Below are 20,739 nucleotides of genomic sequence, written 5' to 3' on the forward strand. Positions count from 1 at the left end.
ATTGTACGAACAAATGTTCAAGAATTACATAATTTTATAATAGAATTACTATATATAATAAAATTTAGGTTTGTTTGCAATTTTTAATTATAATACATTTTACAAGTGCACACAACTATAAGGACTTATTAATTGATAAGAATTGAAAGCAAGATCAAAAAAATAAAGGATATATCTTTAGCTAAGAGTTCTACCCTTTATCTTTATTCATATATTTTCTTATTCTTTGGATGTCTTCTATTAAATCCCTAATTTCTTGTAGGTTACTATACTTTACTATCACCTCAAAACTAATCACCCCAAACATATAAAACACCGTCGTAAACGATTGATAAGAGAATTTACTTAACAAATGCTCTGAAATACCATACAAAAAAATAATCACCGCCAAGGAGAAGAAACAAGCAGGTCAATTCCCTCTGTTTCTTCAAGGCTTACTTACATAGAAAAAGTTTATGTAGGTAGGGGAGACAAGAACATCGAAGCTAGAGGGACCTACTGGAAGAGGGAAGGGGTTTTTCTTATCTCTGGAAGATGGATAGGAAGAATCAAAATACTATAAACAAGGTTTATTTGATTATATATCTGTTGAAGATTGAGTTTGTCAGAAATTCAATCTATTACTTGGTTCATGGAGCATTTTAAAAGCAAGTTTCTATGCTTTAGAAAGACTATTGAATAAAATGGCTTAGGAAATAAATAGACATCTTTAAAATTTTTTAAAATCGACAATAGGTGACATTAATTGCATTAAAATTATAGTACTATTTTCCTAAGAGATAATACCTGAGAGGGAAAGAGGTCAATTAAATGTAGGACATGCATTGGGAATTTAAGTGTAGAGAACTGTAGTACCATTACAATGATTTGTTTTTAGCCATTGATTAAGAACTCAAAATTATAAATTTATGTTTTGTTTTTAAAGTGCGGCCTAAGAAGAAATGCATAACAATACCACTAATATAGGAGGAAAAGATTTTATGGATTTATATAAAAATAATTTAACAGCAATTTTGACTGTGCATGGGAAAATATTTCAAATACCCTCTTTTCAACGTCCTTATAAATGGGATACAACCCACTGGAATGACCTATTTAGTGACATAATTAGAGCTTATGAAAAGCAAACTGAACATTTTATGGGAACTATTGTTCTTCAGAAAAATGGGCAAGGTGAAAATCTACGAATAGTTATTGATGGTCAACAGCGATTGACGACAATATCAATATTTTTATTGGCTTTTGCTAAATGGATAAAAGTATACAATAGCGGAAATGATTATTTGATTAATACTACGATAAAAAACTTTTTGATAACTAATCAATTTGATGGCACAGAAATCTTCAGAATAACCTTAAGTAATAAACATAATAATAATCAAGATTATCAGAACATGATTAATAGTTTCTACAAACCATCAGTTTTAAATGTTTCTACTAAAAGTATTTTTATAGAAGCTATAAATTACTTTTATAATCAGATAGATATGTTTTATGATGCTATAAAAGATGATATTGCTATAAGTGATTTTGTAAGTAGAATTTTTTCAGTAACAAGTGATAAATTAAAGTTTGTTACTATCGAACTTGAGAAAAATGAAGATGCAAATATGATTTTTGAAACATTAAATTCAAGAGGTAAAAACTTAATTGATGGAGAGTTAATTAGAAATTATATTTTTATGCACCCTAAAATAATAGATGCAGAAGAGATATACTTCAAATACTGGGAGCCAATTGAAGATCACTTTGAAAATTTAGAAAAAGAAAAGGTGTCTAATATCTCTGAATTTATTAGGTTCTTCCTTTATGCCAATACCAGTGAAATAAAAAATATAAGAAGTAATCGCATATACTTAGAGATGAAGGAATATCTTGATGATTATCTAAGTCAGCACAGTGTACCAGAGTTATTGAAGAAGCTTAATAGCTATAAACTGTATTATAACTATGTGATATTTCCAGATGAATTACCAGTTAAAAATTTTTCAGAAAAAATACAAATAAGTTTACATTTATTAAAGTACTTAAATACATATGTCTATACCCCCATACTTCTTAAACTATTTGAACAGTATGGTAATAACGTTATTTCACTAAAAACCTTTGAAGAGCTAGTATTATTAATTGCTTCATATTCAGTTAGACTGTCCATAAATGGCAAGAAAGTAGCAAATAAAATTATATCTGAGGTTATATTGTCCATCACGGATTTTGTTGATGAAAGTGATATATCACAAGAAATACAAAACATAATAAGCAGACAGAAATCAGCTCCCTTTTATGATAATCAAATGTTTAAGAAAATAATCAGTACTGCACCACTATATAGCCCGAAGAAAAAAGATTTTATTAAGTATTTGTTATTACTAGTATTTAAGGAAGAAACAAAAAATAAAATTTTATTCCAGAATATTGAGGGATTAACAATAGAACATATATTCCCGCAGTCATATGAAAATTGGATGGCAGATTTAACAGATGAGGAGTTAGAGGAAAACATTAGTTTATTAGATACCATTGGCAATTTAACACTGGTTAGTCAAAGTTTAAACTCAAAGCTTTCTAATAGCAGATTTTCCATAAAAAGAGAAGAACTAAAAAAATATTGCATTTGGCCATATGAAAGAGAATTGTTCTTTAATAGTGAAGAAAGCAAATGGCATAAAAAGAAGATAATTATTAGAGCTGATAAGATTTCTGATTACATAATTACCCTGTTGCCAGGTCCTAAAAAACTAGCTAAAAAAGAAATATCAGAAAACGAATTGCTGATTAAAGTTAATGATGTAACTATTGAAGGGAAAAACCAGAAGAATGTCTACATTAATGCAGTCAAGAAAATTTATGAAAACACAGATTCTAAAATATGGAATAGAATGCATATAAAAGGCTGTGCCTCACGGGATAAAAACCAATTTACTAGCCATCAAAGAGGACATTTGATTGCAATTGGAGATATTTATATTAATTACCATGCAAGTCTTTCGGAGAAAATTAGAAGGCTAAAGAGAATTGCTTTATTATGTAACACTAAAATTGAGATTAGTTAGCTATAAATGTGTTTTAAGGCTCATAAATTATTCTACTTTGCGTATAATAGGCTAAATTATAATAAAAAAGAGGGAAACTTTCGATGTAAATGTGAAAGTATTCCCTTTACTATTTTTCGTTCTTTCTCCATCTCCCAAACTCATCCAACAACTCCAGAAAACTTGCCGCACTGCTATACCTCACCAGTACCTCAAAACTAACCAATCCCAGAGTATAACACAAGGTTGTAAAAAAACGATAGGAGAATCTATCTAATAAATACTCGGAAGTGCCATATAGTAAAATAGCAACAGCCAAGGAGGATATGAGGACCTTTATAATCAGTACCTCTGTAGTCTTCTCAGAAAAGGTATCTATCATATCCTTAGAGAAGGCCCCTAGGAAACAAAAGAGATAGATAAAGGCAAAGAGGGTAAAGTCCTCTAGGAAAATTAACATCACCTTACACCTTCGTTGATGGAATATCTTCTAGTTTCAAGCTTAAGTATCAGGTTTTGGAGTGAGGCCAGACTAATAAAGGATACCAAGAGGTAGAGGAGATTTATAAAAATGCTTCTTTGAATATCAGATTGATCTACCTTGGTAATGTGGGGATTTATTGTAGTGGAATTAAGATTTGCCCTAGCAGTTGCTGGATCTACTTCCAGATTGCTGCCCATCAAAGAATAATTAAGAGCCTCACAAAAAAGACCTTCAGGGTAGTACAACTCTCTATAGGATAAATAAATATTCCAGGATAAGCTGATGGTGACAATACATAGAATAACTGCGGTTATTTTGGTAAACGGGGTTTGGGTTTTCATTATTCACTTCCTCTCTTTCTTTGGATTTTTAATCAATTGTTGTGTTTAACTTATTTATTGAAATAGAAATACTATTAGTACAAAAGGCACAGCCCTTGGAGGACCATGCCTTTTGAAAATTAACGATTAAGGACGAAATTACTGGGCCACTTCCAACTCGGTGGTAGAAGTTTCTACTAGGTAGGCACTATCAATGGCCACTAAATCTCCAACTCTTGTGAAGACGGACCCATTGGCAATGATGGTCTCCATAACACCCTTAACATCAGCAGCATTTAGATCCTCCCTTGGAGTGGATACCCTGATGGCTGCCAATTTGTCCTGATCTGTTTTAAATACCATTCGTAAATATCGGTTCAAGTCATAACCTCCCTTCTATAATGTAATTGATAAAATTAACAGATTACACTACCAGCTCACACCTTTCAGTCATAAAGATGCCCTTGATAGGATGGGGAAATAAGGACCCGATTTCTGCAACTACCTCTACGATGCTGTCTAAATCAGCATCTGTCTTGAAGCTGGCAATAGTTCTGGTCATATGAGTTTCCTTTCCATCCTGATTGATACCAGTGATAAATTGAGCTGATGCATTTCTTGTTTCATTCATTTTCATTACCGCCATGTTTTCACCCCCTTTCATAGTAAAATTTCATTCTTAGGAGAGGGCCTATAGCTCAAAGGTTTTAACTACCTTATCGGTTTCAGGCAGCTCCTCTTCATAATCAATGATAAACAACTCCTCTGGCTCTTCAAAATCCTCTTCAACCTCTATAATTTCATTATGATAAGGTCTATCATCCAGCATAGAAAGCTGAAGGGTTTCAAAGGATACAGAAATTTCTTCATTGGGCTTAAACTTTCTAATGGCCACCAAATTTTCATCATTCAGTTCAATATCACTTAACAAAATCGTGATGGATTGACTCCAGTTTTCGGCGGTTACTTTGTTACTAATATCAATCTTTTTAATCTTTGCAACCAGTTTAGTATTGGGCACCCAGTCACCTCCTCTGATTAGAAATTAATAATTATCCTCGCCAACGGGATCTGCCAGTGGTTCTAACGTCCACATGGGTGAAGGTTGGATAAACACCTATCCCGGTAAAGCCCAGTTCCTCGGCAATCTTTCCTATGGCCTCGGGGGAATATCCGGGAACCTGAATATCTGCTGCTCGGCCTAACATATGCTGACTATTGGGGCTACCCCCTACCTTTTGGTTATGGGCTAATGTTCTATAGCCTGATGTGAGGTTTACAGGTCTACCTACTTGATCCCTAAGCTGCTGGAGTTTTTCCAGGAGACGATGATCCAGTTTCACCAGCTGGGTACCACCTCTACATTGAAATTCCCATAGCTGAAAGTTCTTAGCAATTTGTATTTTGTTCACCCTCATCCTCCTTCCTTAGGTTTTCTTCATTATATAGGAGCGATTTAGGAAATTCAGCAAACAGGGAGGATAGGCTTTACAAAGGTAGGAAATTTTCTTATAATGAATACAGAACAAACGTTCGAGATGAACGAGATAAGGGGGAGGAGATGAATGAAGGATAAAAAGATGGAAATCTTGGTTTCTATAAAGAATTACATAGAGAAGAGAGGATACAGTCCTACTGTTAGAGAGATAGGAAAGCTAGTAGGCTTAAGATCTACTTCTACTGTACAAGGCTATTTAATAGAGATGGAAATTTGGGGCATCATTGAAAGACAGCGAACCCTACCAAGGGCATTAAGGATCACCGAGAAGGGAAAAGAAATTATAAAGGCTTATGAAGTAGTAAGTGGATAGAAAAGAAACCAATCAGTAGATACAGGCAGCTGCCTCAGCCGGCAACCCCCTGTATCATTTATTTTTTCCCACCACCCACCCTAAAAACCTCTGGGGTCCACAACCTTTTGCCTCCAGTCATTCATCCAGGAGGGGGTTATATATCCTAAAGGAGCCTCCTTCCTTCATTCCTCCCTACAAAAGATTGTACCTTTCGGGTCCTTGTCTTCGCTCCCTCCACAGACTACAGCTGTATTGCTTAGTAGGTGTAGAGAAGACCCAAGGGGAGATGGCTTGTTATTACCATACGTCCATAAAAGCCATGCGTCCTTACAAGGTATTCTACTGATTCGAGGGGCTGTAGACTGTTCTGGTCGCTGGGCCTATCTCTCTAGGGCCTTTGGCTACCGCCACCTCCTCAGACTGTAGCATCTATGGATAAGATTTAGGGGAGGGCTACAGACTGATCCAGTGGCTAAGTAGAGCTTTGGAGAAGGTCAGGGTCTATCTTTAGAGAAGTCAGGGTCCATCCTGTGATCAGAGGCTGCAGGAACAAAGGGGCTTTTTATCCTAGCCTCTGGCCTCAGGATGTTGCTTTGGGGTCCTATCATGGAGATGGTCTTCGAAGCTCCTTGCTTCCACAGCCTGCTGCTAAATGGAAGTAAGTTTAATAAGCGGCAACAGACTGTTCCAGCTTTATCCTGTCAGCTTTAGGGTCATTGTTGCTGCTCCCTCCACAAACTGTTTTGCTTTGTAGCTAGGTGTAGGGTGAAACAGATTGTTCCAGTCGCTGGGATAGGCTTTGCAGGTCCAGTCTCCACAGACTGCCTTTCCGATGGGGCGGTTCACGGAGAGGGGCAGACTGTTACGATTACGGGTCCACCTTCAGGGTATTCATCCCCCAACTAGCGTTCCATAGAGGTAGGAGCTATCTAGGGGTAAGTTTTTCAAGAAGTTCCTGCCAATATTCTATTTTGTTTAAGTGTTTTTTAAAGACATAATTAAGGAGATAGATAAAATAATTTTTTAAGACATTATGGTTTCACTATATTATCACTGTGTGGTAACGATTTAACCAGTAAGCCTACTTCTTTTTAAAAAAATTTTGAAGGACAAACTATGACAAAATTTAACAAACAATTATAGTAAAATGGAGGGAAGGGGAGGGATTGCAGTGGGATGCTTAGGTGTATTTTTAACAATATTATCAGGTTTAATTTTAATGGTTTTATTTGTAGAATATACTGGTTTGATGATTGGAATTTTATTCGCAATAATTACATTAGGTATAATTCTTTATAACAAGGCGAGTACCAAGCAAAAGGAAGTGGAAATTAAACTTGAAGAAGAAAAGGCGAAGAAGAAAGTGTGGGAAGATGGAAATAAAAGAAAATACAATATTCCACAAGATGCAAAGCTTGTGAGATATTACAAAGGCAATCCTAATATAAATAAAGGATATATAAAGTTTTATACATGGAAAGATGAGAAGAATATAAATTTCGTTGATAGCGAATTCAACATAGATATTGGTAAAGTACAAATGCAATTAGATGATATAAAATACTATTATATTATTGGAGATATATATAATGAGATGAGTATTGAAGGTGGGGGAAATGGAGGAAGTTCTTTAGGTGGAGCAGTAGTAGGGGGATTAGTTGCAGGTGGTGCTGGCGCAGTAATAGGGAGTAGAAAAAAGAATGATCCTATAAAAACTATAAATAAGAAAGTAGATGAAAGAAAAACCATAGTAGTTATTAAAGAGAATAATAAGGTGTTTAATATGGAATTTGAAGGAAAGACATACGATGTTCTACTAGAATTACTTCCAGAGAAAGAAAGAGATTATGTGAAAATTATTTCTACTAAGGAAAATAACGAAGACTGGTTGTATAAACAGATAGAAAAATTAGCCAGTTTAAAAAACGAGGGTATCCTTACGGAAGAAGAGTTTCAAGGAAAGAAAAAAGCACTACTAGAGAAAATCTAAATATAAAAAAGAAAGGGAGGTCATTATGGAAGGATTGTTGATGCTTGTAATGATATGCTTAGGATTAGGAATTGTTTTCTTATTTATTAACAAATCGCGACAAGAACAGAAAGGTAAAAGTGAAAAATTAGAACAAGGTATCTACGGAGAAATGAGAGCAATTCATTTGTATGGATTGAAATATCCTCCTAATGTAGTTTTTAATGTAAAATTATACAGTGATTACTTGCTGTTTGCTTATGAAAATGAACAAGTTAAGCTAAATGTAAAAAAAATTAAAAGTGCATCTGTTGAAAATGTGAAAGAAATAAATGAAAGTAAAGGGTTTTCTATCGGTAATGCTGCATTAGGAGGTATCTTATTTGGACAAGTAGGGGCGGCCATAGGTGGTTTTAGTGGGTCACAAAATCTCAAATTTAAGCTTTTAATTATCAATTATATTGATTCTGAGGGTATGTTAAAGCATATCAGCTTTATGCCTGATTATTTCTTAAATGTTACAAATAAAAGCATGACTGATTATAGAAATAAATTTTTATCAGAATTTTATAATGAATTAAAAAAGAAAATCGACGAAATTAGTGAACATAAAGCAATTCAATTAGAAGAACTCTAGTGCTTTAAAAACAAGGAGGTAATAAAAGTGGTAAAAATGATTTTAATATGTGGCACTTGTGGCAATGAAGTTGAAATGGTTCCACATCAAGTAGGCCATCAAATTCAAATGTCTAAGTTAGTTAATTATGGTTTTAGAGTTGATACACCGTCAATTGATAAATATGGTGATATAGGAGATTATGAAGATATTGATGATGTAGATGTTGAATTAAGAGAGATAAGAATAAATTGTAGCAAATGTCAAGATGATTATATTGTATTAGAATTTTAACCCCTAAATGTTTATAGATTATGGAGCCTTTTTCTGGCTCTTTTTTATGCATTTGACTGGGAAAAGATAGAATAAAATGAAAAAGATTAGAAGAAAAGACGAACAAAAGAGAATACTTCTCCAATAGAGGGTACATTACATTCTTAGAGGAATTCGGTACCTCCATAGCCTGCTGATAAATCAAGTAAGCTCAATAAGCTACAGCAGACAGTTCCAGTGTTCGGGAAGACTCTGTAGATCCAGTCTCCACGGACTGCCTTTCGATGGAGTTGTTCAGAGGGGAAGGCAGACAGTTTCGATTACGGGTCCACCTTCAGGGTCTTGATCCCCCAACTAGCGTTCCATAGAGGTAGGAGCTATCTAGGGCAAGTTTTTATAGAAGCTCCTACCACTATTACACTTTCCTTAAATGTCTTGTTTAAGAAATAGTTGCAAAAACCGCAACTACCGCTCCGCTTTCCTTAAACGTACATTTAGTGAATAGTTGGGGGGAGAGGGGCCTGAACTTTTAGGAAATTAAAGTTCTTCTTAGGAAATTTTATATTCGTCAAAGGAAATACAAAGGAAAAATAGAATATCGATAACATGTAAGTATTTACTAAAAAGAAATGTAAAAGCTTGTAAAGGTATCTTATTATATTGGGGATACATAAGGAGAGTAGAACAAAAAGTCTATGATAAATAACGCTATGTGTAATTTATTACAAAACAGATATAAATTTAATCGTGTAAATTACTAGGGGGGAGTAGTTTGGAAGACTTAACTTTAAAATCGGATATAGGTGCAACAGCAGCTTTTAAGGGATATCGATTACAAACATTATACATAGTTTATAGAATTTTACACCAGCAAGATAATGAACTTAAATTTCAGCCTGAAGGGCAAGAAGATTTGGCCATTTACGGAAGTGATAATAGTCTAATAGAAGTGATTCAAATAAAAAATCATACTGAGTCTTTATCATTATCAAAATTTTCACCTCAAAAAGAAGACTCTTTTTTTAGGAGATCCTTAGAAACTCTTTTAAAAGAAAGTAGTTGTAGTTTTAGTATTGTCTCATTTGGAAAAGTAGGTACGGAGCTCAAAAATGCAATTGAAAAAGATGAAAAAGATCGAAAGGAAATAATTAGAAAGCTAACTGGTTACAAGTATAAAGAAAGTGAGGTTAAAAACCTTTTTAAGAATTTGGAATTAGAAGAAGTTCAAGAAGATGAACTGCAGTTAAAAATATTTAATTTTCTTAAAGAAACTCAAGTTGGAATGGATCCACAAATAGCATTTGATTTACTAATGTTTTGGATTTACAAGTTATCTGAGGATAGACAATCTTTAGATAGAGAAAGTTTATTGAACAAACTGAATAGCATAGGAATCTTTTTCAGTGAGAGAGATATATTTTATAGGGAGTTCGGAACATCAATTGTTTCGTTAGGGATAGAATTAATTGATGAAAATCATAAGGTGAAGTTAGAAGAAGAATTTTCATTAGGGGTTTCAGCTAATTATAACCATATATTGGCTAACTTAGATATACCGAGAGAAGATAAACTAAGAGCAATTAGTGATGGGTTTGATGCCAGTAAAATTGTTATTATACATGGTGCATCAGGTCAAGGGAAGTCAACATTAGCCTATAGATACCTGCATCAATATTATCCAGCCCCTTTTACATACCAGATTAAACATGTGAAAGACAAGCATCATGCATTACAGATTGTTAGGGCTTTGTACGCCATCGGGAGAAATATTAATTTACCATTAGCGCTCTACCTTGATGTTGAGCCTGGAAGCACGGTGTGGGTAGAATTAATAAAGGAAATAAATCAATATGATATCTTTAATATACTCATAACAGTTCGAGAAGAAGATTGGAATAGAGCTATTTTAACCAATGCAGATATGATTTATGAAGAAATAAAATTATCATTAGACTCAGATGAAGGGAAAAGTATTTATGAAAATATCCTGAAAAATAAGGGGGAGCTAAAGTTTACCACTTTTGAAGAAGCTTGGAATGTTTTTGGTGGACAAGGACCTTTATTAGAGTTCATGTATCTTATTAATCGCGGTATGACTTTAAGGGATAGATTAAAAGAACAGGTAATGAGAATAAAAGATGAGATAAGATTAGAAAATGACTATGATCGATTACAATTACTGAGAGTAGTGTCTTTATGTGGATACTACGGTGCTAATGTAGATGTGGGTACCTTAGTATCCCAGTTATCCTTAAAGGATCCTATTTATGCCATTACAAGATTTGAAAATGAATATTTCTTTCGCAAAAGCACAGACGGAAAATATTTAGAGGCTCTTCATCCCATTCGATCTAAAATACTTGTTGAATTATTATTTGATTCAGTGCTATCACCAATACAACATGATATTAACCTATGTACATTAGTAATTTGTGAAGAAAATTTTGAAGTGTTTTTACTAAATTACTTTTATGAAAATGAGATTGAAGATAATTTCTTATCTTTTTTAAATAACCTACAGACTAAGACTTGGACAGCTTATGGAGCAATTACTAAAAGTTTGATTTGGCTGGGAATAAAAGGTTATATTAAGGAGAATTGGGACGTTATAGAAGAGGTATATGCTAAGCATAAACAAAGCTGGTTTTTAGTATTAGGTTTTGACTTATGCGGGTTAATGCATAATTGGGATCAGCAATTATTTAAAATGCTTGACATTGCACATAACCAACAACTCAAAAAAGATATATTAGAATATTCATCAAGATTAACTAGTAAGGATGTCGTGTTTCAGTTTGCAAAAGATTGGTTAATAAAATCCAAACAACCAAATAGTTCACCTGAAACAGAAACTGATTGGAAATACCTAGGGATGAGTATGTTTTGGATTGGTAAACTAAAGATAGATAAGGTTGTTTCGTTAGAGTACATTAATTTTGAACAAGCATCTAGGAATATATCTATTAGTAGCCTTGCAGATTTTATTGTAGGCCTGTATTATTATGATTTAGAAGATAACGAAAGAATTAGTACCTACCGAGACAAATTTCTTGAAAGATTTAAGGAGGAACATTTAATTCCTATCATTGAGGAAAAAGGAGAAGAAGTAAAGATACACAGCATAATATCTTATAATATACAAGACGAATCTGATGAGGATCAACTAACAAAGAATTACATCCATGAATACAATATGAGAAACGTTGAAATAGTAAGGCGACTATTTCCTGAAAAGAAAAAAATTTGCAGTCAAGGATATGGACATAAATTTGCTCTCATACCTATGGAACATGATGACACGACAAAGGAAATACCTATAGAAAATCTACCATTACAGTGGCAAGTTGAAGTTAATTCTACCTATAGAGAATTAGTAAATTATAACTTTAGACCAGAAGGATGGCAAGAATATGTTGATATGATTTTAGATTTAAGAGAAAATATAGTAGCGTTGCTAAATGATATTTTAGATGCAATAAAAAACCATTATAGAAAAAAGAATATCATAAATATATTTAAAGATTATATCAATGAAAAAGAATACAATAAATTATATGATGACATAAGTACAGCTATACTACTTCCTAAAACTGTAATGGATACGTGGGGGTTTATAGGTGAACAAAGTGATATAAATAGAAATCAGGATCAAGATCAATTACTCAGGTTTAGAATAGGACTAATTAAATATCATGAAATAGTAAGTACCTTAAGAAAAATAACTTCAGACTTAGGAAATTTTCTATTTCATGCTAAAAATATACTGACAGTAAATCCAGCATTAAAAAGTAAATCTAAAGAAGAAAAAAAATTGATATTAAGTAGAGCAGATACAATCGGAGTAGGAATAAAAAATGATAAAATATCTATACGCTACATCTATGATGCCTTACTATCCTTAGAAAAGTTTCAAAAAGAATTTCAAAAACATTTTATGAAATATGCTAATGAAAATGAACTAAAAATATTAGAAAAAAGGGAGTTGAAATTATTTTACCATGTAGCAATTGTGTGGAATAAATTTACTTTAGATAAATTTAGACAGAATGATGATATTATAGAAAATACGCTACTTGAGATGCATAAAATCGGAAGGAAGGTTGAAAAAAATATTACTAATCAATTTGCATCTTCTCAGCTTAAAATTAGGATTATAGAAGAAGAGAAAGCTTTAAATGATAAGCCATATAAAGTAATAATTATTGAAAGTAATGAGGTTATTTTTGATGAAGATGAGTTTCTTAAAAAAGTACTGGGCATATTTAAAAAAGCCTTTAGACCTGCTGAATATACAGATTTAAAGAGACTATATCTAGAAGATAATTATTCTGAGATTAAAGTAGTAGTGCTAGAAAAAGGAAAACTCCTTAGCTCTGTTGTATATTCCATTCCACTATATAGAATATTGGATGTAGATGAAGAATTTTCATTGATTGATATAATGCCCTCTTATAAGGATAATCAGCTAATAGTTCAAATAGGAATAAAAAAGTGGGCTGATTTAATTCCAGAATTAGAAGCTACAGAAAAAACAATGATTAACCTATGGGAATGCTATCATAATGTTGCGCACCTCATTCAACTTAAACAATTAGAAGAGTTGATTGAAATAAAAGAAGATGTTTTTGGGTTGACTATGACACAAAAATATTTAGAGCGTATTATGAAGTTAGTGGAATCTAAAATACAATTATGCATTGATTTTTGTTCCTATTTGCTACAACAGCTTGACTTTACTGAAGAAACTATAAAAGCAAATCCAGAAGTATTAGATATTTTTGAAGGAATTAAGATGATCCATAAGAACTTATTTCCAACTGATACAATGGGAGAAGAAAACTATCAGACCACAATTGACCTTGGAGAAATGGAAAATTGGATTAAAAAATTGCACCAAGCTATCGATGCTACTCATTTTGTCTATAAATGTCTTGCATATTATAAAATTGACTAATAGATTTAGAATAATAACTCTAAGTGTAAATTTTAAGTTAAATTAAAAGTAAATATAGCCAAAGTTATTTAAATTGCAAGACAGCCAATTAGAATAACCTTAATTTGTGAATCTAAATGATACTGCCACCGTATGTGGTGGTTTTGCCACCCATTTGCCACCCACCCAAAAGTTATAGGGAACTATAGAAAAGTATAGAAGGTTACCATACAATCTTTAGTTCCCTATATTTCAACATTTCAAGAGTATGAAATAATATAAAATGTTATATACATAGATGATAAAATAAACTCATGAAATAAACGGCGCATGTGGAGTGTGTGGTAAAGCTATATCGAAAGTAAAGAAAGAAGGCAATAATATGGATGGAACTATACGAGATAACATAAAACAAGGTACAAAGGTTAGAGTTGTTCAAAAACAGGATCAACGTTCGGGAAAACTAACAGAAGGTGTGGTCTTAAAAATTCTTACAAACTCCGCTACGCATCCACATGGCATTAAAGTGATACTTGAAGGTGGAATTGTTGGTAGGGTTAAGGAAATATTATATTGAAGACTTAGGTATTATAAAGGGCATCTGCTTAAAAGAAGAGATTGAATATCTGAAGAAATCTAAAGATGAAAAAATATAAAAATTCAACATGATTCTGTGCTTAATAAAATTTAAGAAAATAAAAGCATCTCTCAAATAAAAGGAGGAGATGTTTTTTTGCTACTAAAAAGAACATAAGTTCTTGAAATTTTATGCAATGTAACTTATACTTTTAATAAGAAAATATCTTATAATAAAAAGTACATCTATTGAAGAGTAGAGTATGTATCATAAAGAAAAGGATAAATACTTTAAATTAAAGATATAAATTAATTGTGTGCGTAAATAACTTTGTTACTGAAGAAGTAATGATTATATTTGAATATACTTGAATAGTATTGACAACGTTTATAACAATGGTATACTTTTTAAGGAAGCTTTTTTTTGGAGGGATACTATGACTATTGTGATAAAAGATAAAGAGTTGCTTACAACCCAAGAAACTGCAAATTATTTAGGCGTGAGCAAGTCAACAGTGTACAGAATGGTGAAAAATGAGATATTAAAGCCAATTAAGACACCTGGGGGTCAAAGAAGATTTGAGGTAAAAGAGCTTGAGAACTATAAAGATTTAAGTAGAAAAGGTAATAATGAAGATAAAAGGAATATTAAGAAAAAAGAAACTGAACAATTACAGATTAAAGTTTTAGATGATAATAATGGAAATGAAAAAAATCAAGAAGATGGGGAAAGTCAAGAAGATGTGGGAACAGTAGATCCAAGAAACAAATTAAATAACTTAACAGGTAAACAATGGATGCCAGAAACAAAAAGTTTTTGGTATCAAAAAGGATTAGGATCAAAACATCCACATGCAAAGATAGAAAGACAACATCCAGCCCCTTTTTCATTTCAAGATATTGCTAGATTAATATTATTTTTTACAAAAGAGAATGAAATTGTGCTAGATCCATTTTCAGGAGTGGGATCTACCATTAAGGCATGTGCTATGCACAATCGAGAAGGCATAGGGATTGAATTATCACAAAGATGGAATGATCTAGCAATTGAAAGAATTGAATTTGAAGTTGGTGAGGGCGAATCTCAGAAGCATACATTTATTAATGGTGACTCTACCATAGAGTTGAAGAAAATAGAAGATGATAGTATTGATTTTATGGTAACTAGTCCACCGTATTGGTCAATTTTAAATAAAAAAGCAGATCATAAAGTGAAAAATGAAAGACTAAAAAATAATTTGGCTACAAACTATTCTGACGATGAAAAAGATTTGGGAAATATTTCAGACTATCAAGATTTTCTAACAATTTTAGTTGATAATATTTTTATGGAATGTGCTAGAGCATTAAAACCTTCAAAATATATGAGTTTAGTAGTATCAGATTTTAGAAATCAGTCTGAATTTATTAGTTTTCACAGTGATTTAATCCAAGCAATGAACAAAAGAAAAATTAATAATAAATATGAGTTATCTTTGCAAGGGGTGAAAGTATTGCTTCAAAATCATAAATCACTATTACCCTATGGTTATCCGTTTGCATATGTGGAAAATATACATCATCAATATATAGTGATATTTAGAAAAACAGAAATAAAAAAGAAAAAAAAGAGATAGGAAAGTGTTCTATATGAAATGGAATTTTAATAAAGTTTATTTAGGCGATGCTGATAATTTGCTTAAACAAATGCTAGAAGATGGCCTTAAGTTTGATTTGATATTAACAGACCCTCCATATAATTTAGGGAAAGATTTCGGAAATGACAGTGACAAATTATCTCTAGATGAGTTTTTAAGGCTATCAAAGCATAGAATAACTCTATGTAGAGATTTATTACATAACAATGGAAGTATACTGTGGTTTGGAATACATCACTATATTGCATTTATTCAAGTTATAATGTATGAATTAGGTTTATATTATAGAAGAATGAATATATGGCATTATGAAAATGGATTTTCTAGAACAAGGAAAACTCCATTAACACAATATGAACCATTTCTTTGGTTCAGTAGATCAAAAAACAAATGGACTTATAATGTGGATGATGTAAGGATGCCTTATAAAAGTAGTGAACGGCTCAAAAATCCAGTTAAATATAAAAACTCAAAGGGAGAAGTGAAAATTTGGAAGCCGAATCCAAATGGTGCAATGAGGGGGGACGTATGGAAGTTTCCTACATTGGCAGGAAAAGCATTTGAAAATGAAAAAACAAAACACCCAACTCAGAAGCCTGAAATGCTCATTAGAGAATTGATAAAAGCGTTTTGCCCCAAAAATAAAGATGGTATATATGAAGGATACATTTTAGATCCCTTTCATGGATCAGGAACTCTAGGGGTATGTTGTGAAAAATTAAATCAAGAGGGTCATAACATCAAATGGATAGGAATAGAAATACAAAAAGAGTATGCAGAAATTGCAAATAAAAGAATAGAGGAGATTAATAGATAAAGTTAGCCCACCTATATTGCTTATAGGTAGGCTATTTATCATTTATTAGGTTTTGTTATTGAAAAATTCAAATTAGAGATATTTATTGATCTACCTAGTAATGTAATTATCTGATTTTCTAAAGAATAGTTATCACAATCTATATAGAAATTATCTTTATTAAAATTAACTTCCGAATTATTCCACATCAAAATCATAAGAGAACCTATTGTTAAGGATTGAATTCTTATATTTAAAACATTGTTTACATCTTTGATAACTCTCCAATACTCAGTTCTTGTATTAGGAAGATTTAGCGAAATTATTAAAGGTGTTAGTTCTTTATATGAGTAATTATATCTAGAAGATAAAACTGCTAAATCATCAAGTATATTTCTAGGTGAGTTTAAAACATCTTTGCCGAACTCAATCTCCAGTACACCTTTAACTGAAGAATTGGAGCTGAAAATTCCATCCATTCGTATATTTACATCACCTTTTCTTCTTATTAAGGTATTAAGTTTAAGTTGAATTAACAAATTTCGTGTAAATAGGTTAGGAAATTGTGATGAGGTATCGGCACATAATAGCTTTTTATATATAGAATCTATTAGAGCATCAGATTCATCCTGAAAAGAACCTTCTTTTTTAGTTCTAAATAACTTTGATAGCATTATCATATGATTAGATTTATTTGTAAGAGATACCTTTTCAACTGCTCTTGTATTAACTATTGCAGTTTTTTGACTTAAATAAATTGCTCCGACAGGACAACGAGATGCACATAAACCACAATTAATACATAGATTACTATCTACATGAGGGAAGGACGAGTTAGCAAGCCATTTAATAGCATTAACTGGGCACACATTAGTATTTTTATCGTTAGGAAATATAGAAAACAATGAGTTAGAAAGCTCACTTTCTTTGTAATTTAAACAATATCTTTCTATACAGCTTAGACAAGTGGATTCAAGTTTTGTACCCGTTTGAAAAGTAATGTATGAAGGTTTGTTAGGGTAATAAATTATCGAAATAGGAGTGGACTCTACTGTATAATGTTTAGGAACTATTTGTTGTTGCTTTTGATTAAAAATCTTTGACATTTATTATCCCCCTCGACTTTCTAAATTCTTCTTTATCAATTTCTTTTTTCTCAACTATTAGTTTTACAGTCATTGTAAGTAAAGATTTAAAATCGATAACTCCAATCCTTATGTTATATGCATTATAAATATCTTCAATTAGTTGATTGACATCTGAACGATCATTAGGAGATTTATATCCAACAGCTAGAGTAGTAGTTTCAAAGTCAGTAATATATGATTTTCGTGATAAAAGTATGATTTTGTTTTCAAGAGCTTGTCTGATAGCTTTTACAGATAAAAATTCTTCTTCTGATGGAGATTTGATTTCAATAGGAATGCTGTACCTTAAGTCATTGATTATAGCATCCCATCGTTCATAATTTATTCCATGTCTTGTTGCTGTACAGTTATAACCTAGAATAGAAAATAGATTAGCAGTCAAATCATAGAAAGTATCTTTATTGGAGTTTTTATAGGAATCAAACAATCGCTCTACTACTTCTGAAACTGATGTATAAGAAGTATGTAAATCTGTAATTAGTTTTACTAGATTATCATTTTCTATTGCTCTACTAAAGACTATATTTTTGTTAGGCTTTAAAGTAACAAATGAGCTTGATATTGTTTTAGTAGGTGAGTATTCTGAGAAATCCTCAAGTATATTTGATGATTTTGAGCTATATTCTAAGTCATTTTTAGGAATATATTCAGATAATGCTTCATTTATAGTATCCATATCATATGTTTGGTATGGAGAAAAAAGATATTGGGGATTTGTATCATATACTTTTTTAAGATTTAGGATATCATCTAATAAATTTTGTTTTATTGAATTAACTTCAAAGCCTCCTCTTTCAAGCATTTGGAAAAAGGAAACTTTCACTAAAGAATTAAAATCAATTTCTTTCGGTATTTTATTGTATCTAATATCTGTTGATGTTTTAATAAACTTAGCTGCAACTTTTCCGCTATCAGTTAGTTTTAAAAATACTAAACTTTTATCTGTGTAAATTTTTTTTGTACGCTCTTTCTTGATCCAGCCACAAAATTCTAAAACTGAGATAGGAAATCGAGTATAATTTCCTAATGTATTAACTTGAATTTTTAAATTTTTAGAAAGTGCATCTAACTCAGTCAATAAATTTTTGTGATACGGTCTTGAGGTTTTAATCTTTTTTAACGCAGAGAGGTATTCCTCAGAGCTTAAATCATTGATATTCAAAGGTCCAATAATCATTTCATCTCTAGATATATAACCATCTAAATCATCAATCATTCTTAGAATTGTTGCAAAAGGTCTTATGTAGTTTGCAGTTTTAATATCAATTACTGCATTTGGATAATTTATTCCTAAAATACATTCTTTAAAAAGTGATAGTGGATCTAGCTGAGCATTAGCCATGTGATCGCCTAAATATGTAAATTTAAAATTCAATTTTTTGTTTACATCTGATTGAATCCACCCTAAAATTCTATATAGTTCAGCATACATTTTTGACTGATTATAGAGAGGGTCTCTACTGCGATCCTTTCTAGTTGATCGTTTTAGTGCTTCTTTTCCCATATATCCTTCAGAAGAAACTAGATTTTTATTAGTAAGGGTTTCAGACATATCATCTAAAGTGAAAAAATACCTTTCTTTAAGTTCTGAATGTAGAATTTGAAATATTCTAATAAAAGTGGTTATATCGGAACCAGGGTTGGGAAATCTAATCATAATGATCCTCCTCATTGAAAATAAATAATTTAAATACCTCAATTTCTAAAGCATTAGCAATTTTTTTTATGTTATCTAGTGAAATACTTCTTGAGCCTCTTTCGACATCACTTATGTAAGTTCTATGTAACCCAGAGAGTTCAGCTAACTTTTCTTGAGAAATTCCTTTATTATGTCTAAATTCTCTAACATTAGATCCAAATAAAATTTTAATATTATAATTTTTCATCATGATTTTTTACCTCCAATACTAATTGTATTATTGTTGTAGGAAATACGTCTACATACAATAAGTGACATATCAGGAGTATAACATTAAGCGAATGGGAATCAAATATTTTATGGGTTATATACAGTATCACAAAAACCTATGATAAATTACTGGAAGTAATTTTTTACTGAAAATGGATATGAGTTACTAGAGGATGTGTTAAGAATGGAGGACTAACCTTAGGGGTGGTTCTTTTTGTTGGAAGATGTCGGAAATTGCGATTGAAAGTTGGTGAATTATGAAGGGGTTAAAAGGTATTTGTAGAATGAGGTATTATGTAAAAAAATTCTGATAAAGAGTGAAAATAAGTTAAACTAACTATATTGAGGTGATATCTGTGAGTTCCAGTTGGCATAAATATAGAAACTTGAATTCAAATACAAGAGCTATTTTATTAAACAAAGAAAAAACTACATATAACAACTCATCAGCTAGAGTAGTTTACCCTATTAGTATTTTTATGAAGTTGGGTCATTCATCAAATAATAAATACGATGGAGTTGAAACAATTAAAATTTACAAACAGTTTTGCCGTGATAATGGGACAGTTTGGTTTTCAACAGATTCGTTATCAAGAGGTATGGCAGTAAAAAGAAGAAATGAATTTATTGATGCTATAAAAAGAAATGAAGTTGTTGAAATTTACTTTGCGATAGGAAGAAATAGCGGTGGAAGCAATGAAATTGAATATAAAGCTAAAGTATTAGATATTTACACAGATGCAGAAGGCATTAATTCACCCGAAAAACAATTAACACCTTTAGAATGGCGTGAAAACAAAAATAAAATTTGGATAAAGATTAGTAGTTTAAATATTTGCAACTATAGAAAAACAAAAGATTTTATTGTAAGCAGTTCTAATAAAATTCTTTCTGATTCAATTGCTAAGTCTCAATATAACTTTGGCTATATAGAAAGAATATAGTAGGCAATTAACCCTAAGGTGTTATTAACTTAATTTATAATAAATTTGGAGGAAAAAATATGTTAGTTAAAAAAGTCGATGTGCGTAATAAATATAGACATGAAATACAAGATATTTCGAACAAATTAAATCAGCTTGAACAAGGCAGAATTTATGATAATACAAGAGCACGAATGGATGGCTCCCTTGCCACAAACATTGAGCAATTAAGAAGAATGCTATCGGAATTAATTTATAAGATTGAATATGATAAGGACTCAGTAGATGATGAGATAGCAGAGGTATTTGGGAAGGTAAAGGTTTAATAAT

At 31.6% G+C, this 20,739-nt stretch carries 20 protein-coding genes; 11 read left to right on the forward strand and 9 right to left on the reverse strand.

From position 1 onward, the window contains the following. The first annotated feature begins 980 nt into the window (after nucleotides 1-980). The gene (locus BLS22_RS13740) at nucleotides 981-3,053 is read left to right on the forward strand and encodes a DUF262 domain-containing protein (protein WP_176762195.1); all 2,073 of its coding nucleotides are present in this window, start codon (nucleotides 981-983) and stop codon (nucleotides 3,051-3,053) included. 109 nt (nucleotides 3,054-3,162) lie between these two features. Here the strand turns inward: BLS22_RS13740 and BLS22_RS13745 are convergent, their stop codons facing one another. The 6 genes from BLS22_RS13745 to BLS22_RS13770 form a co-directional block, all read right to left on the reverse strand. Continuing rightward, entirely contained in the window at nucleotides 3,163-3,492 is a 330-nt protein-coding gene (locus BLS22_RS13745; protein ID WP_090554781.1) for a hypothetical protein, read from the reverse strand. Then, the gene (locus tag BLS22_RS13750; protein WP_090554783.1) at nucleotides 3,492-3,857 is read right to left on the reverse strand and encodes a hypothetical protein; all 366 of its coding nucleotides are present in this window, start codon (nucleotides 3,855-3,857) and stop codon (nucleotides 3,492-3,494) included. The genes BLS22_RS13745 and BLS22_RS13750 overlap by 1 nt, the downstream gene beginning before the upstream one ends. Nucleotides 3,858-3,995: 138 nt before the next feature. Then, a complete protein-coding gene (locus tag BLS22_RS13755) occupies nucleotides 3,996-4,217 on the reverse strand; it encodes a DUF2922 domain-containing protein (protein ID WP_090554785.1) in 222 nt (73 codons plus the stop codon). 43 nt (nucleotides 4,218-4,260) lie between these two features. Further along, on the reverse strand, nucleotides 4,261-4,482 hold the full coding sequence (locus BLS22_RS13760; protein ID WP_090554787.1) for a DUF1659 domain-containing protein: 222 nt from the start codon (nucleotides 4,480-4,482) through the stop codon (nucleotides 4,261-4,263). Nucleotides 4,483-4,527: 45 nt separating this feature from the next. Next, the gene (locus tag BLS22_RS13765) at nucleotides 4,528-4,857 is read right to left on the reverse strand and encodes a hypothetical protein (RefSeq protein WP_090554788.1); all 330 of its coding nucleotides are present in this window, start codon (nucleotides 4,855-4,857) and stop codon (nucleotides 4,528-4,530) included. Nucleotides 4,858-4,888: 31 nt separating this feature from the next. Continuing rightward, the gene (locus BLS22_RS13770) at nucleotides 4,889-5,248 is read right to left on the reverse strand and encodes a YcbK family protein (protein WP_090554790.1); all 360 of its coding nucleotides are present in this window, start codon (nucleotides 5,246-5,248) and stop codon (nucleotides 4,889-4,891) included. Between the two features lie 153 nt (nucleotides 5,249-5,401). On the opposite strand from BLS22_RS13770, the gene BLS22_RS13775 reads away from it, so the two are divergent. The 8 genes from BLS22_RS13775 to BLS22_RS13810 all read left to right on the forward strand — a co-directional run bounded on the left by BLS22_RS13775 (nucleotide 5,402) and on the right by BLS22_RS13810 (nucleotide 16,450). Next, entirely contained in the window at nucleotides 5,402-5,647 is a 246-nt protein-coding gene (locus BLS22_RS13775) for a LexA family protein (protein WP_090554792.1), read from the forward strand. A gap of 1,153 nt (nucleotides 5,648-6,800) precedes the next feature. After that, a complete protein-coding gene (locus BLS22_RS13780) occupies nucleotides 6,801-7,619 on the forward strand; it encodes an SHOCT domain-containing protein (protein WP_090554793.1) in 819 nt (272 codons plus the stop codon). A gap of 25 nt (nucleotides 7,620-7,644) precedes the next feature. After that, entirely contained in the window at nucleotides 7,645-8,235 is a 591-nt protein-coding gene (locus BLS22_RS13785; protein WP_090554795.1) for a hypothetical protein, read from the forward strand. 27 nt (nucleotides 8,236-8,262) lie between these two features. Then, nucleotides 8,263-8,508, forward strand: a complete 246-nt coding sequence (locus BLS22_RS13790; protein WP_090554797.1) for a hypothetical protein — start codon at nucleotides 8,263-8,265, stop codon at nucleotides 8,506-8,508. 751 nt (nucleotides 8,509-9,259) lie between these two features. After that, on the forward strand, nucleotides 9,260-13,441 hold the full coding sequence (locus BLS22_RS13795; RefSeq protein ID WP_090554798.1) for a hypothetical protein: 4,182 nt from the start codon (nucleotides 9,260-9,262) through the stop codon (nucleotides 13,439-13,441). 361 nt (nucleotides 13,442-13,802) lie between these two features. Beyond that, nucleotides 13,803-13,997 carry a YwbE family protein gene (locus tag BLS22_RS13800; RefSeq protein WP_090554799.1) on the forward strand — a complete coding sequence of 65 codons (195 nt, stop codon included), beginning with the start codon at nucleotides 13,803-13,805 and terminating at the stop codon, nucleotides 13,995-13,997. A 436-nt stretch (nucleotides 13,998-14,433) separates the two neighbouring features. Beyond that, complete coding sequence (locus BLS22_RS13805; RefSeq protein ID WP_090554801.1) at nucleotides 14,434-15,612, forward strand: DNA methyltransferase; 1,179 nt, start codon at nucleotides 14,434-14,436, stop codon at nucleotides 15,610-15,612. Nucleotides 15,613-15,625: 13 nt separating this feature from the next. Further along, nucleotides 15,626-16,450, forward strand: coding sequence for a DNA-methyltransferase (locus BLS22_RS13810; protein ID WP_090554803.1), 825 nt, complete (start codon nucleotides 15,626-15,628; stop codon nucleotides 16,448-16,450). A gap of 38 nt (nucleotides 16,451-16,488) precedes the next feature. Here BLS22_RS13810 and BLS22_RS13815 read toward each other — a convergent pair whose 3' ends face one another. The 3 genes from BLS22_RS13815 to BLS22_RS13825 are packed head-to-tail and all read right to left on the reverse strand — an operon-like array spanning nucleotide 16,489 to nucleotide 19,466. Continuing rightward, nucleotides 16,489-17,535, reverse strand: a complete 1,047-nt coding sequence (locus BLS22_RS13815) for a 4Fe-4S binding protein (protein ID WP_090554804.1) — start codon at nucleotides 17,533-17,535, stop codon at nucleotides 16,489-16,491. Further along, on the reverse strand, nucleotides 17,519-19,234 hold the full coding sequence (locus BLS22_RS13820) for a hypothetical protein (protein WP_090554806.1): 1,716 nt from the start codon (nucleotides 19,232-19,234) through the stop codon (nucleotides 17,519-17,521). Before BLS22_RS13820 ends, BLS22_RS13815 begins: the two co-directional genes overlap by 17 nt. After that, nucleotides 19,227-19,466 (reverse strand): helix-turn-helix domain-containing protein, encoded by a 240-nt coding sequence (locus tag BLS22_RS13825; protein WP_244269560.1) that lies wholly within the window; start codon nucleotides 19,464-19,466, stop codon nucleotides 19,227-19,229. Before BLS22_RS13825 ends, BLS22_RS13820 begins: the two co-directional genes overlap by 8 nt. A gap of 376 nt (nucleotides 19,467-19,842) precedes the next feature. Here BLS22_RS13825 and BLS22_RS13830 point away from each other — a divergent pair, with 376 nt between their 5' ends. Both BLS22_RS13830 and BLS22_RS13835 read left to right on the forward strand, forming a co-directional pair. After that, entirely contained in the window at nucleotides 19,843-20,430 is a 588-nt protein-coding gene (locus tag BLS22_RS13830; RefSeq protein WP_090554808.1) for a hypothetical protein, read from the forward strand. A gap of 59 nt (nucleotides 20,431-20,489) precedes the next feature. Further along, the gene (locus tag BLS22_RS13835; protein ID WP_090554810.1) at nucleotides 20,490-20,735 is read left to right on the forward strand and encodes a hypothetical protein; all 246 of its coding nucleotides are present in this window, start codon (nucleotides 20,490-20,492) and stop codon (nucleotides 20,733-20,735) included. The last annotated feature ends 4 nt before the right edge of the window (nucleotides 20,736-20,739 follow it).

This window comes from Natronincola ferrireducens (genome assembly GCF_900100845.1).
Lineage (GTDB): Bacteria > Bacillota > Clostridia > Peptostreptococcales > Natronincolaceae > Natronincola_B > Natronincola_B ferrireducens.